At 27.4% G+C, this 13,784-nt stretch carries 20 protein-coding genes and 3 pseudogenes; all 23 read left to right on the top strand.

Going from position 1 to position 13,784, the window contains the following annotated elements:
* Positions 1-452 precede the first annotated feature (452 nt).
* The 23 genes and pseudogenes from FYJ26_RS11105 to FYJ26_RS09205 all read left to right on the top strand — a co-directional run bounded on the left by FYJ26_RS11105 (position 453) and on the right by FYJ26_RS09205 (position 13,218).
* A complete protein-coding gene (locus FYJ26_RS11105; RefSeq protein ID WP_326831250.1) occupies positions 453-611 on the top strand; it encodes a helix-turn-helix domain-containing protein in 159 nt (52 codons plus the stop codon).
* Positions 608-2,581 carry an HsdM family class I SAM-dependent methyltransferase gene (locus FYJ26_RS09120; protein WP_154541738.1) on the top strand — a complete coding sequence of 658 codons (1,974 nt, stop codon included), beginning with the start codon at positions 608-610 and terminating at the stop codon, positions 2,579-2,581. Before FYJ26_RS11105 ends, FYJ26_RS09120 begins: the two co-directional genes overlap by 4 nt.
* Complete coding sequence (locus FYJ26_RS09125; protein ID WP_229771241.1) at positions 2,568-3,638, top strand: restriction endonuclease subunit S; 1,071 nt, start codon at positions 2,568-2,570, stop codon at positions 3,636-3,638. The genes FYJ26_RS09120 and FYJ26_RS09125 overlap by 14 nt, the downstream gene beginning before the upstream one ends.
* Positions 3,639-3,640: 2 nt before the next feature.
* Complete coding sequence (locus FYJ26_RS11110) at positions 3,641-4,171, top strand: restriction endonuclease subunit S (RefSeq protein WP_326831251.1); 531 nt, start codon at positions 3,641-3,643, stop codon at positions 4,169-4,171.
* Between the two features lie 140 nt (positions 4,172-4,311).
* A complete protein-coding gene (locus tag FYJ26_RS09130; RefSeq protein WP_154541740.1) occupies positions 4,312-4,671 on the top strand; it encodes a helix-turn-helix domain-containing protein in 360 nt (119 codons plus the stop codon).
* Entirely contained in the window at positions 4,661-4,876 is a 216-nt protein-coding gene (locus tag FYJ26_RS11115) for a hypothetical protein (protein ID WP_229771242.1), read from the top strand. Before FYJ26_RS09130 ends, FYJ26_RS11115 begins: the two co-directional genes overlap by 11 nt.
* 27 nt (positions 4,877-4,903) lie before the next feature.
* Complete coding sequence (locus tag FYJ26_RS11120) at positions 4,904-5,209, top strand: ImmA/IrrE family metallo-endopeptidase (protein WP_326831252.1); 306 nt, start codon at positions 4,904-4,906, stop codon at positions 5,207-5,209.
* Positions 5,202-5,384, top strand: a complete 183-nt coding sequence (locus tag FYJ26_RS09140) for a hypothetical protein (protein WP_154541742.1) — start codon at positions 5,202-5,204, stop codon at positions 5,382-5,384. The genes FYJ26_RS11120 and FYJ26_RS09140 overlap by 8 nt, the downstream gene beginning before the upstream one ends.
* On the top strand, positions 5,347-6,066 hold the full coding sequence (locus FYJ26_RS09145; RefSeq protein ID WP_154541744.1) for a DUF4417 domain-containing protein: 720 nt from the start codon (positions 5,347-5,349) through the stop codon (positions 6,064-6,066). The genes FYJ26_RS09140 and FYJ26_RS09145 overlap by 38 nt, the downstream gene beginning before the upstream one ends.
* Complete coding sequence (locus FYJ26_RS09150; protein ID WP_154541746.1) at positions 6,059-6,475, top strand: hypothetical protein; 417 nt, start codon at positions 6,059-6,061, stop codon at positions 6,473-6,475. Before FYJ26_RS09145 ends, FYJ26_RS09150 begins: the two co-directional genes overlap by 8 nt.
* Positions 6,475-7,059 (top strand): hypothetical protein, encoded by a 585-nt coding sequence (locus FYJ26_RS09155; RefSeq protein ID WP_154541748.1) that lies wholly within the window; start codon positions 6,475-6,477, stop codon positions 7,057-7,059. The genes FYJ26_RS09150 and FYJ26_RS09155 overlap by 1 nt, the downstream gene beginning before the upstream one ends.
* A gap of 79 nt (positions 7,060-7,138) precedes the next feature.
* Positions 7,139-7,276, top strand: a complete 138-nt coding sequence (locus FYJ26_RS09160; RefSeq protein WP_154541750.1) for a hypothetical protein — start codon at positions 7,139-7,141, stop codon at positions 7,274-7,276.
* A 182-nt stretch (positions 7,277-7,458) separates the two neighbouring features.
* Positions 7,459-8,525: pseudogene (locus tag FYJ26_RS09165) on the top strand (IS3 family transposase).
* 62 nt (positions 8,526-8,587) lie between these two features.
* Positions 8,588-8,761 (top strand): helix-turn-helix domain-containing protein, encoded by a 174-nt coding sequence (locus tag FYJ26_RS11500; RefSeq protein WP_456237000.1) that lies wholly within the window; start codon positions 8,588-8,590, stop codon positions 8,759-8,761.
* Between the two features lie 157 nt (positions 8,762-8,918).
* A pseudogene (locus tag FYJ26_RS09175) lies at positions 8,919-9,083 on the top strand (type I restriction-modification system subunit M N-terminal domain-containing protein); the annotation flags it as partial.
* Positions 9,084-9,219: 136 nt separating this feature from the next.
* The gene (locus tag FYJ26_RS09180) at positions 9,220-9,789 is read left to right on the top strand and encodes a DJ-1/PfpI family protein (RefSeq protein WP_176269694.1); all 570 of its coding nucleotides are present in this window, start codon (positions 9,220-9,222) and stop codon (positions 9,787-9,789) included.
* Between the two features lie 265 nt (positions 9,790-10,054).
* Positions 10,055-10,462 carry a GNAT family N-acetyltransferase gene (locus FYJ26_RS09185; protein ID WP_154541752.1) on the top strand — a complete coding sequence of 136 codons (408 nt, stop codon included), beginning with the start codon at positions 10,055-10,057 and terminating at the stop codon, positions 10,460-10,462.
* 379 nt (positions 10,463-10,841) lie between these two features.
* Complete coding sequence (locus FYJ26_RS11260) at positions 10,842-11,015, top strand: ATP-binding cassette domain-containing protein (RefSeq protein ID WP_268234528.1); 174 nt, start codon at positions 10,842-10,844, stop codon at positions 11,013-11,015.
* A gap of 28 nt (positions 11,016-11,043) precedes the next feature.
* Positions 11,044-11,493, top strand: a complete 450-nt coding sequence (locus tag FYJ26_RS11370; RefSeq protein ID WP_320595659.1) for an ATP-binding cassette domain-containing protein — start codon at positions 11,044-11,046, stop codon at positions 11,491-11,493.
* Positions 11,494-11,604: 111 nt separating this feature from the next.
* Positions 11,605-11,838 carry a hypothetical protein gene (locus FYJ26_RS11135; protein WP_216629212.1) on the top strand — a complete coding sequence of 78 codons (234 nt, stop codon included), beginning with the start codon at positions 11,605-11,607 and terminating at the stop codon, positions 11,836-11,838.
* Positions 11,835-12,221, top strand: coding sequence for an ABC-2 family transporter permease (locus tag FYJ26_RS11140; protein WP_216629211.1), 387 nt, complete (start codon positions 11,835-11,837; stop codon positions 12,219-12,221). Before FYJ26_RS11135 ends, FYJ26_RS11140 begins: the two co-directional genes overlap by 4 nt.
* A gap of 65 nt (positions 12,222-12,286) precedes the next feature.
* A pseudogene (locus FYJ26_RS09200) lies at positions 12,287-12,574 on the top strand (recombinase family protein); the annotation flags it as partial.
* 203 nt (positions 12,575-12,777) lie between these two features.
* Positions 12,778-13,218 (top strand): GNAT family N-acetyltransferase, encoded by a 441-nt coding sequence (locus FYJ26_RS09205; RefSeq protein ID WP_154541754.1) that lies wholly within the window; start codon positions 12,778-12,780, stop codon positions 13,216-13,218.
* Positions 13,219-13,784 lie beyond the last annotated feature (566 nt).

Genomic DNA, 13,784 nt, shown 5'->3' on the forward strand with positions numbered 1-13,784 from the left:
AAGACATCGAATTTATTAAAAAGAAAAACTTATAAAATAGAATAGAAAAAATTAGCTAAAAATATATTTAACAGAGAAAAAATTCTATATAGTCGACCTCAAACCATTTAGAACTCTAGAATTACTGTTTTTAAATTTAATAAATAATATTAATCAAATAACTAAAGTTACAAATACAATTAACCTTATTAGAAAAAGAATATTGACTATATGAAGGAAAAATTGAAGAGTTATCTAATAAATTATGGAATGTGTATATATATTATTACGAAAATAAACTTTATGAATCCATGCAATTAAAGAATCTTATACCTATAAGAAGTTTAAATTTATTGTATAATATAATTTAAGAAAGTTAATTGGATTTTAAAGGTGCTTGGCACAAGGAGTAAAGAAAAGCCTAGCTTTGAAAAAAATATTTTTAAGATAGACCAAGTTTTAGAAGAAAAAATATAAGTAAAAATAAATTAGAAAAGTGTGCAAATCAACAAAGGACGCAACTTAATTCTTATTGCAATAATAAAGTAAAAAGGATTGACTTAGAAACACTTTCAAAGATATGTTATGTTCTTGATTGCAGGATTGAAGATATAGTGGAGTATCAAAAATGAAGTTAAAAGAAAAAAGTACAGATTTATGGGTCTATGATTTATTAAAAGAGGCAGAATTAAATTTAGATGCACAAGGTTCTAACATAAAAGAAATAGATGAGGCGCTTAAAACTGCGTCTAAAAGAGGAACTGGGAAAGTAGGGTTTCCTGAATATGTAGGAATAGTTAAAGACTTTATTATTGTTATTGAAGATAAAAGTTCTATTTCTATGCATGAAAAAAGAACAGAAGAAGAAATCTTAGCAGAAGATATTACTTCTATTTGTGATTATGCTGTTAATGGTGCTTTATTTTATGGAAAACACCTAATAAAAAATACTTCTTATACAAAAGTAATAGCTATTGGAGTTTCTGGAAATGAGAAAAAGCATAGAATCAGTCCTATATTTGTTAATGATAGAATGGACTACTATGAACTTCCTGAAATAGAAACATTTATTTCCTTTAGCGAAGATAATATTTACGAATATTACACAAAAGAAATCTTAAACGAAAATACAGATTTTGAAAAAGAAACTAAAGAAATTTTAAGAGATGCAGCATTATTACATGAAGATTTAAGAAATTATGGTTCAATTCAAGATAAAGATAAACCATTGATTGTTTCAGGGATTCTACTTGCCCTTAGAGAAATAGAATATGGGAATTTTTCTATTGACATGCTAACGGGCGATTCTAAAAAAACAGATGGGCAAAAGATTTATGATGCTATTAAAGATAACTTAAATAGAGCGAATGTATCTCCTGATGTAAAAAGAGATAAATTATTAAATCAATTTTCGGTGATTAAAGATACTACAAAAATTAATCAAATAGATACTAATCTAGGGAAAACACCAAATAGACATTATACAGAATTCCTATATAAAAGTATATTTCAATCAATTAGATTTCATCAAAGTGGAGAAGATTATTTAGGAAGATTCTATGGGGAATTTATGTCTTATTCTGGTGGAGATGGGCAATCTCTGGGAATAATATTAACCCCAAGACACATTACAGAACTGTTTTGTGATTTATTAGATTTAAAACATACTGATAAAATAATGGATCCATGTTGTGGAACGGCAGGATTTTTAATTGCAGCTATGCATGATATGCTGCAAAAAACAGATGATGATTTTGAAAAAGATAATATTAGAAAAAATCAACTATTTGGAATAGAAGATCAGTCGTATATGTTTACTATTGCTACTACGAATATGATTTTAAGAGGAGATGGCAAAAGTAATCTTGAAAATCAAGATTTCTTAAAACAAAATCCTGCTAAGCTACAATTAAAAGGCTGTACTGTTGGAATGATGAATCCCCCTTACTCTCAAGGGTCAAAAGATAATCCTAATTTATATGAAATATCTTTTACTGAACATTTACTTAATTCACTTGTAGAAGGAGCAAGAGTTGCAGTTATTGTACCTCAATCTACAATGACAGGTAAGACAAAATACGAAAAAGAAACTAAGGCTAATATATTAAAACATCATACACTTGAAGGTGTAATAACCTTAAATAAAAATACTTTTTATGGAGTTGGAACAAACCCATGCATAGCTATTTTTACTGCTGGTATACCTCACCATAAGGATAAAATTTGTAAATTTATTAATTTTGAAGACGATGGATATGAAGTTGCAAAGCATATTGGACTTATCGAAACTCCATCAGCAAAAGACAAAAAGCAACATCTTCTTGATGTATGGTTTGATAGAGTTGAAGCAGAAACAAAATTTTGCGTAAATACAACAATAGAAGCTGATGATGAGTGGTTACATTCGTTTTATTATTTTAATGATGAGATTCCAACAGATGAAGATTTTAAAAATACAATTGCTGATTATATTACATTTGAAGTTAATATGATTACTCATGGAAGAGGATATCTTTTTGGGGTTAAAGATGAAGAAGAGGAATCATTTAACGATAATTCTTTATTAGCTGCTGAAGATAGTGAAGAATATGAAACAAAATAGATTATCTTTAAATGATGTGGAGTGGGGAGAGTTTAAGATAAAAGATATTTTTGAAGTTTATTTATCTAAAGGAGATAACAAGGCTGACTTATTAGATTGTGGAAATATACCTTTAATTTCTTCTGGGTTTAACAGTAATGGAATAACAAAATTTATTAATCGCGGTGATGGTATAAGTGAAATTATCCCTAAAAATACTATTACTGTTGATATGTTTGGTAAAGCCTTTTATCAAGATTTTGATTATTATGCTGTATCACATGGAAGAATTAATATCTTATCTCCTTTATATAACCTTAACAAAAATCATTTATTATTTTGTATAAATTCAATAGATAATGCCACAAAGAATATTTTTTCTTATAATAGAATGTGTTCAAGTTCAAGATTAAGTAAATTAAAAATATTATTACCAGTGTGTAATAAAGGCAATCCCAACTGGCAATTTATGGAAGACTATATTAAGCAAGAGCAAAAAGACATTGCACAGAAAGTTATAGATTATTATGAGCAAAAAATGCTTGAAACATCTTTTGATTTAGTAGGACTTGAAGATGTTGAATGGAAAGAATTTAATTTCAATGATGTATTTAGGAAAATACAGAGAGGAAAAAGACTTAAAAAAGACGATCACATAGATGGTAATACGCCATATATTTCTTCAACGTCTTTGAATAATGGCTTAGATGGATTTATTGGAAATTATGAAAATCTAAGGAAATTCAATAATAATATTACACTTGCTAATAGTGGAAGTGTTGGCTCTTGCTTTTATCATGAATATGAGTATATAGCAAGCGACCATGTTACTTCCTTAACTTTGGATAAAGCTGATAAATACATTTATCTATTTATGGCTACAATAGTGAAAAGACTCGAAGAAAAATATTCTTTCAATAGAGAAATAAATGACAAAAGAATAAAAAATGAAAAGTTTATCTTACCCACAGATAAAAATGGTGAACCTAACTGGGCATATATGAGCAAATTTATGCAAAAAATAGAAGCTGAAAATCTTCAAAAAGTGCTTGAATATATATATATATATATAAGTTAGCCATTTCTTATGAGAAAAAATTACTTCCACTTCACAAAAAAGAGTGGAAAGAATTTTGGCTTGAAGATATTGTTGATATTGAATCAGGAAAAGATATTTATGAAAGGGAAAGAATTGATGGAAATATCCCTTATGTAACAGCAACAGCTCAAAATAATGGTATTGGTTATTTTGTTAATAATATAAATAAAACTTTAGAAGAAAAAGCAATAAGTGTAAATCGAAATGGATCTGTAGGTTATGCTTTTTACCATGATTATAAAGCTTTATATGGAAATGATACAAGAAAGCTAATTCCTAAATATAAAAACAAATATTCTTCTTTATTCTTAACAACAGTCATAACTAAACAAAAAGAAAAATATGGATATGGTTATAAAATGGGAACTGGAAGACTCAAAAGGCAAAAGATATTATTGCCTATCAATGAATTAGGAAATATTGATTTTGCTTATATGAAAAAATATATGCAAATAGGAGAAATAAAAGAAGAGTACAAAATCCTAGACTACTATTACAAATTGTTGAATTGATAAATTAGACCGCAAGAATAGCATAAAACTTGCGGTTTTTTATGTTAGAAAAAAATTTTTCAAAACAACAACCTAAATCAATCTCAAAAGGTTGATTTAGACTTAAGAATAGTATATAATATATGCAAGGAGGATTGAATATGCTTACACAATTAGGAATTTTCTTAAGAAAATTAAGATTAGACCATGGCGAAATAATGAAAGAAATGGCAAAAAAACTTGATGTCAGCTCCTCATTTTTGTCAGCGGTTGAAAATGGTAAAAAGAAAATGCCAGATTCTTGGTATGAAATTATAGTTAACTTGTATAGTCTTGACCAAGAACAACAAGATAAATTAAAGAAATCTATAGAAGAATCTCAAAAATCAATAGAGATTAATTTGAATGATTTGAATTCTAAAAAGAGAAATTTAGTATTTTCATTTGCAAGAGAATTAGATAATTTAAATGAAGAAGAGGTGGATAAAATGAATTTATTTTTAAAAAAGGATGGTGAGTGATATAGGCGGATATATAGCAGCTCCTTTATCTAGAAAGGATTTAAGAAGAATGGCTTATGAGCTTAGAAAGTTATTTGGGTTTGAAAATAAGCTTGATTTTCCTATAGTACAAGTTATAGAATTTTTATCTAACAAAGGAGTGTTTAACTTAGAAATATGTTCTATTGATGAAATGGGGACAAAATATGGGGAAACTGTGCCGTAAGAAAACTTAATAAAATTACGAGAAGATATTTATGAGAAGGCTTGTGATAATGATGGATTTTCAAAATCAACATGTTCTCATGAATTACTTCATTGGTTAATACATGGAGAAGAAACAGTGTCTTTTTGTAGAAGAGAGGAAGATTTAATGAAAAGAAGAGTCTATGAAGATCCAGAGTGGCAAGCAAATTGCTTTGCTGGTGAGTTGCTTGTACCAAAACATATTGTAAAAGGCATGAGTATAGATGAAATTATGGAAAAATGCAATGTGACTTATAGGATGGCTCAGTATCAATTAAGTAAGTATGAAGAAGAAGGATGGGGAAATGATTAGAAAAGAAAAAAACACACTTATTAGATTGTTGGCGCAAACTAAAGTATGTTCTTTAAACTGGATTTTATTTAATAATTCCAAATTAATTATATCAAATCCAGTTTTAAAAATCAATGATTTAAGAGCTGGAGGGTGTAATGAGAAAAAAGCAAATCAAAACAGTTTTAAATGTTAAATTACCAAGAAAAGGTTTAAAAGATAATTTCAATGCATTTATGGTTGAAAATTCGGAATTTGAAGGTAAAGATGATATTCCTATTTGTCCATCAACAATGATGAGATTTCCAACTAAAATTATAACATTTGAAGAAGCAAGAAAAGAAATAAAAAAAGAAGATCCCGATTTTAAAGCAACGGTATGTTTTAGTAAAGATGATTATAAGTTTGATTCAAAAAATAGTGGGATTTGGGTTAAACCTTATGAATGGCTAAAATTTTTAACACCATTTGAGGCGGTAGTGCAGCCAGATTTTTCCACTAATAGTGATTTTCCAAAAGTTATTGCTAAATATAATACGTACAGAATGAGAACAGTTGGGTGTTTTCTTGCTAATAATGGTATTCCAGTCATTAATAATTATAGATCAAATGGAGTTTCTAGTTTTGATTATTGTACAGATGGGATTCCCGAAAATAGTTTAGTTTTTATAAGTACACATGGTTGTATTAGAGATAAATCTAATCGAGAAAGACTAAAACAAGGGCTAAATTATCTAATTTTGAAGAAAAAACCATCTGCAATAGCGATTTATGGGAGAGTACCAAAAGAAGTAGCAAACACTTTAAATAGTAAAAAAATTCCTTTTAAAACCTATAAAACAGATTTAGATAGAAGATTGGAAGAGTCTTATGAGTAAACCATCTTCAGGACTATTTCATGGAACTAATGGAGATAAAGAAGAATCTAAACAAATAGAATTTAATTTATCAAATATAAATGATAATATCAAAAAATTAGAGAAAAAGTTTCAAAAAACTAAGTCTGGATATTTTGGTGAAAGTGGCAAAAGTTCTAAAGTAAGGGTAATAAAGTCTAATAATCAATATAAAACAGCTCAAGAATTTTGGAAAATGCTTTCTAAAGGCGGGAATATTAAAATATTACCTAATAAACATGGATTATTAGTGAATTTTTCTGATGGTAGTTATGCGACTTATAGAGTTAAAACATCAACAAAAGATAGTCCTGCAATGGAAATTAATATTAAAAATGCCAGCGATACTAAATCACAGAAAATTCATTTTATCTTAAAGGAGGATAATTAATGGGGTTAATTATTTCAGATAAGGGTTTAGAAACTTTAAAAAAGATTAAGGGTAAAATAATATTAAATATATGTGCTGATGATTGGAAAGATTATAATAGAAGTTATGGAAATATAAAGATAGAATTACAAAACTGTTTTATAGAAATAGAAAATGATTATAGATTAGTACCATATTTTGGAACAGAAGAAGAGTTGGCAGGCTATGACGCTAAAATATTGAAAGATAATAAGTTTGATTATTCTGTTATGGAAGAAGATCTCTATACAAAAGAAATTAATAAGCAAGTTGTAGGTATAAATATAATACGAGATACTATTATGATTGATTATAAAGATGAAGATAAAAATGAAGTTTATAAAATAGATCAAGCTATTATATTCGATTTTGGAATTATGAAATTTTGTATTTCGCAAACTTCCATTTTTACTCCTATGTCTAAAATAACATTCTCTGAAGATGTTGAAATGGAAATAAAATCTATAGAAGAGGTAAAATCTGAGTGGATAGATGATGATTTAGATACTGAAGTAAAGTCTCCTAAATATAAGGTTCATGTAAAGCGAAAAATATTAGAATTATAGATAGTGGTTATGCATATATTAAAAAAGTATTGGTACTGGGACTGAAAATTTAAAAATATCCTATAATTAGGTGGATTTAGTGATATTAGAAAAAATAAAATTATGTATTTTGAATGCTTCTGCACCACTCGTACATTTGCAAAAGAAGAGTGGGAGTAGTAGCAAAAAAATAAAAAATCTTGTAAATTCAATGGTTGCAGAAGATAAAAAACTGTAATTGGGATTAAAATGGGAACATTTGTTAAAAAGAATAAATTGAATAATAGTCCCAAGTGGTTTGCATTTGGACAAAAAATTAGGGGCTGTTGCAAAAGTCCTATCATAGAAAAAAGACGAGGAAAATATGAACTGCCCCCAAAAGTTGGACCTAAAAAACAACTTAAGGAGGTCAGTTTTTTAATGGCAAAATACAGTACAGAATTTAAAATGATGGTCGTAAAAGAGTATCTAAAAAACACAATAGGATACAGTCAATTAGCTAAAAAATATAAAATACCACAAGAATGCATAGTAAGAAAATGGGTAAATGCGTACAAATCTCAAGGCTATGAAGGTCTAAAAGTGAAAAGAGAGAATACAAAATACACTTTGGAATTTAAACTAAATGTAGTAAACTTGTATCTAACAGGAGAAATGTCCTATCAAAGCCTAGCAAATGAACTTAAATTCAATAATCCAACTTTAATATCGAGATGGGTAATATATTTTAGAAAAAAGGGAATTGAAGGACTAAAATCAAAAAAACGAGGAAGACCTTTAAATATGCCTAAAAAATCAAACTAAGAACGAAGAAAAAAAGATATTAGAAATCAGAAAAGAAAATCCAAACTATGGATATAGAAGAATAACAGCAATGTTAAAAAGATTAGGATTAATCATAAACAAAAAGAAAGTACAAAGACTAGTACAAAAACTAAAAATACAAGTAAAGAGCTTTTCCAAAAAAACAAGAAAATATTCATCATACAGAGGAACTGTAGGCAAGATAGCAGAAAACAAAATAAAAAGATCTTTTAAAACAAATAAACCATATACACAAATAACAACAGATACAAAAGAATTCAAGTATTTAGAAAAGGATAAATCAGGCACATATCAAATAAAGAAACTTTATCTAAATCCATATCTAGACATGTACAACAGCGAGATATTAAGCTACGAAATATCAAAAAATCCAAATCTAGAACCAATATTAAAAGCTCTAGATAAAGCAATACACAACCAAATTAAAGTCAAATGGAATAACTCAATCAATGTCAAGAAAAGGCAATTGCTTAGACAACTCACCAATGGAAAACTTCTTTGGAATTTTAAAACAAGAAATATATTATGGTAGAAAATTCTATTCATACGAACAATTAAAAGAAACAATAGAAAAATATATTAAATATTACAACGAAAAAATAATAAAAGAAAAATTAGGATATCTAAGTCCAGTAGAATTTAGAAAAAAGAATGTAGCATGAAAATTTTCCTACCCCTAGTGGTAGGAAAGGTAAATAAATACCAGAGTAAGTAAAAACTCAATCTGGTATTTGGTACAACTTTTTGGGTCGCCTTAAAAGTTTGTGAGTTATCTCCTGCAACAATTTCTAAAATGGGTAGAGGAGAGTTTGTTAGCATGGAAGTTTTGTATCGTATTGGAACGAGACTAGATGTTGATTTTGGTGATATGGTTTCGATTATAGAACAAAAGAAATAAATAAATTCGAGGTAGTAAGATGTAACCTCAGATAAGTTAGAATTGACCAGTAACAAATTGTGACTGGTTTAAGAAAAAGATGGATTTATTATGATAGAATACAAAAATCTTGTCAATAAGGACTTGTAAAAGTCTAATTAGTAAAGTGAGGAAGAGGATGTCAGATTTAACAAAGGAGAACAAGGAAACAATACAGAGAGCAGAACTTCATAGAAAAATTTGGGCGATTGCCGATGACGTTCGTGGGGCAGTAGATGGATGGGACTTCAAACAATATATACTAGGAATTTTGTTTTATAGATTTATTTCCGAAAATATTACTTAAACAAAGTATACGACCCTACTTGCGGGTTTCGTATCAAAATTATTACAATGGCAAATAGTAACGATGAATATCGAGGGTTAAGCTCTCTATTGGAGAAACTAAATGTTTATATTTAAATTAGGAGGTGATTTTTGTGAAGAAAACCGCAGTTCTTATTTATGATCAATTCTGTAACTTTGAAATATGCGTAGCATTAGAAATTTTAGCATCATACGGCAAAAGTATGGATGTGTTTGCAAAAACAAAAGAAATAGTCATATCTGAAGAAGGTCTAAAAGTTTCTCCAGATAAAACTATTTATGAATTAGATTTAGACGAATATGATAGCCTCTTATTATCTGATGCAGCTGATATTCGTTTCACAGTAGAAGATGTTGAAATAATCGAATTCATCAAAAAATTTGATGGTAAAATAATTGGAGCTATTTCTATTGCACCAATTTTGCTTGTCAAAGCTGGTATGCTAAATGGTAAATCATTTATGATTGGAGCAGATAAGGACGATCTACTAGAAGAAGGTTATAGCGAGGCAGATCTTAAATATATGAAAGATTGGAATGACTGTATAGTAAATCCCATTGAAGAAGGATATATTGTATATGAAAATATAGTTACATCTGTTTCTTTTGAATTTGTAAAATTTGGAATTCAATTTTGTAAGATGTTGGGAATTAAAATATCACCTAAAAGCTTTGGATTATAGATATTAACTGTAAGTTTTATTTATATTCAAAAAATCTGTTAGAATTAATTTTTATAGGATTCTGTCATAATAATTACAATAGGAAATTGGAGGGATGCCGACAAGACCTAGAGAAATTAAAAAATGAACTAGTTTACTTTTTAGAATAATTATATATGGAACATTATTTTTTCAAAAAGTAAACTAGTTAAGTAAAAACAGACCTGAATAATAGATTGAGATGTTTTCCTAAAAAATAATAAAGATTTAATCTTGAGGAGGTAAAATGAAAAATATTTCAATTAAAGAAGGTATAATACCAAAGTTAGATGACATTCTTAATTTATATAATGATGTTTCTTGGAGTGCTTACACTTCTAGTCCAGAGCAGTTAGAAAATGCTTTAAAGAACTCTTTTAAGGTTTGGACTGCTTGGGATGATGATTTATTAATAGGATTAGCACGAGTTATTGGGGATGGTTATACTGTTATTTATATTCAAGATATTATAGTTTTAAATGAATACCAAGGAAAAGGCTTTGGAAGTAAGTTTTTAAAATTAATTCTTGATGAATATCGAGATATACGACAAATTATTTTATTAACTGAAGATAGTTATAAAACTATAAAATTTTATGAGAATAATGGACTTACACAGGTTGGTGAATATAACTGTGTAGCTTTTATGAAATAAAATTTAGTTGACAGAGCAAAAGTTTCATAAATGGTGTGAATAGGACGATGCTTTTTTTAATATTAATTTTCTCATCTAAAACAACATTTATTTTCTGAAGTTCCTTGATTTACTTAGCCATAAAATATCCTATAAATACAATAAAATATTTCGCATCATTTGTCTAGATAAATGACCAACATTTCTATTTATTTGCCTACTTTTTTGACTATGTTCCAAGAGTTTAGATAAAAGGCTAGGAGGAGAGTAAGTGAACACAAGAGTTGCTTACTCTTTTTTTAAGTATATATGCTTTTTGTTTTGCAAAAAAATAGAGTGATTATAATTTGGTTATTTTTTATTATTAGAATTGATTACATAAGAAATGGGGGAATAATATATGGAAATTATGCTTGAAATAAGAAATTTAACAAAGAAAATCAAAGAACAAATGATACTTGAAAATGTATCAATTAAAGTAGAAAAAGGGAAAATATATGGATTGTTAGGACCAAACGGTGCCGGTAAATCGACTTTATTAAAATCAATCACTAAAGTTATGAACTGTACATAAGGGGATATTTTTTTGAAGGAAAAATCATGTGTACAGAGGATTTAAAAAAGTTGGAGCTATTATAGAGCATCCTGCTATCTATCCAAATTTAACAGTTTATGAAAACCTGGGAATTTTAACAGTATTATTAAACATTGATAAAGGAAGAATCAATGATGTGTTAAGAATAGTCGGTTTAGAAGACATAAATAAAAAATTAGCAAAAAATTTTTCGTTAGGTATGAAACAAAGACTTGTAATTGCAATGGCATTGATAAACAATCCAGAATTATTAATACTTGATGAACCAACAAATGGGTTAGATCCTTTGGGAATTCAAGAATTAAGAGAATTGAAAAAAGAGTTTTCTAAAAAAGGAATTACAGTAATTATTTCAAGTCATATTTTGAGTGAGATTCAACAGATAGCAGATAAAATGGAATTATTAATAATGGGAATCTTATTTATGAAGCTAATAACTCTGTTGAGATGGATTTAGAAAAGCTATTTTTAGAAATTATAAAAAAGGATGTGAAAAATAATGATTAGTTTTATTAAAACAGAGTTAATGAAAGAAAAATGATCTGTTAATTTAAAGCTAGGAATTATTGTGCCAATAATTTTTGTGTTATTTAATATAGCTATGGTTAGTTTGATGAGGGAAAGCCTAGAAGGAAAAAGTTATATATTGGCAACTTCTTTTAATTGGTATCCACTTTTAATTCTATCAGTAGTTTTGAGTTTACTAGTTGTGAATATAAGTGGTAAAGAAAAGAGCGAGTATGTTGTTTTACAAAAAAGTAAAAATTTAAGTTTTGCAAAAATAGAATTGCAAAAAATATGATTGTTGTAGCTGAATTATTTACTATTCTAGTAATATCAGCAATGTTAATATTTATTGTTGCTATATATTTTCTAGGTGAAAAAATATTACTAGGTCAATTAATTGTGTCTACTATTTGTCTTTTTATTGGAAGTTTACTGATAGTCGCTTTATCATTTTTGATATATGGACTTGTAAAAAAGAAAGCTGTACTTATATTATTAAATTTTATTTTGACATTCCCATCAACTGTAATTGCAGTAATGAAAAATTGGATTTTATTTCCATGGTCATATAGCTTGCGAATGCTCAGTCCAATTATTGGAGTTCATCCAAATGGCACTTTTCTTGAGACTTGTTCTAAACTAATGAATATAGATGCAACATACTTAGGATTGTTTTAAGTATTGCTATTTATGTAGTTGTACTAACATTAAATCTTTTAATTAAAAATAAAGGAGGTTTTGTGATGGAAAAATTTGCTTTCATGTATCTTCGATTATAAAGAGAAGACGGAGATGTTTCTGAAAGTAGTTCTATTTCAAATTAAAGACAGATAATTAAATAATTTGCTAAAGATAATGCCTTTAATATAGTCTCAGAATATGTAGATGATGGCTTTTCAGGTTCAAATTTTGACAGACAAAATTTTAAAAAGATGATAAAAGATCTTGAGAATGAGAAGTTTAAAATAGTAATCGTAAAAGACCTATCACGTTTTGGAAGAGATTACATCGAGTCAGGAAAGTATCTACAACCTAGTATTTCAAAAATCATTTATGCTTTGGCTAATAAGATGATGTTGAGAGATGTAAAGGAATCGACAGATATACAACATATTTAATCGGTAATGCTTTATTGTAAAGACTGTGGTTCTTCTATGGTAAGAAGAAATGTGTATAAATAACTTAGCTCAAGTTTTTGGAGCTATTTATATAAAATAATATTATGGAGAAATTAATGAGAATAAGGGAAATGAAAGTTGATGATATTAGTAAAGTTATTTCACTTTATATTAATTATTATAATGAAATTGAAAACTCGTGCTGGACAGAAAAAACAGCGTATAAAAGATTATATCAAGTTTTAACAATAATGGATTCTTTTTCATTGATAATGGAAGATGATGAAAATAAAGCTCTTGGTTTTGCTATAGGATATTTTAAGCAATATGATGATATCATAGGATACACACTGGAAGAAATTATTATAGAATATAATGAACAAAATAAAGGATATGGGAGTAAGTTATTAAATAAAGTTGAGGAATTAGTTATAAGAAATGGAGCGTCTTGTATTGAGTTACAGGCGGTTAATGATAAGATGCATTCATATTTTTATGAAAAAGCTGGATATAAAAATTCGAATAGCTTTGTAAATAAAGTAAAATGGTTTGATTAAATTAATATGTATTAAATAATCAATCAGAAGTAAATAGTTATATAAGTAAGGTTTTAAGACTTATATTAGAGAAATTGACTATTCTATTTTAAAATTAGTAGGAAATTTTATGAAAAACTACATTACTGATATATGATAGATAAACAAGTATAGCTTTAGAAATTTTAGCATTATACAATAAAAAATATTTATGCGTTTTTAAAAATAAAAAGATTTTTAAATGTAAATCAAATAAGTTAAGTTAAAATAGTAGTGAATAATAAAGTAATACTTCTTAGAAAATAAGGATTTATCATATATTCTTGCTGAGAAAAAATCAAAAGAATTAATTGCTTATATCTTTTCATTAATAACTTCATTATGAATGCCATCCAAAAAAGATATATTGTCCTTTAATATTTAGTAAATTTGTAATAAAAAAGAAGACATATTTAATCTCGATAGAGTCCGTATAATTGTGTAAAAAGAAAAAGGTCATTTGAAACCCAAACTAGTACAATGTTTTTAACAAGCCAAAACTAAACTAGGAGGTATCAAATGACCCAATTACATTTTACAATTAATCA

Origin of the sequence: Anaerococcus porci, assembly GCF_009696575.1 — a bacterium.
GTDB classification, from domain to species: Bacteria; Bacillota; Clostridia; order Tissierellales; family Peptoniphilaceae; genus Anaerococcus; species Anaerococcus porci.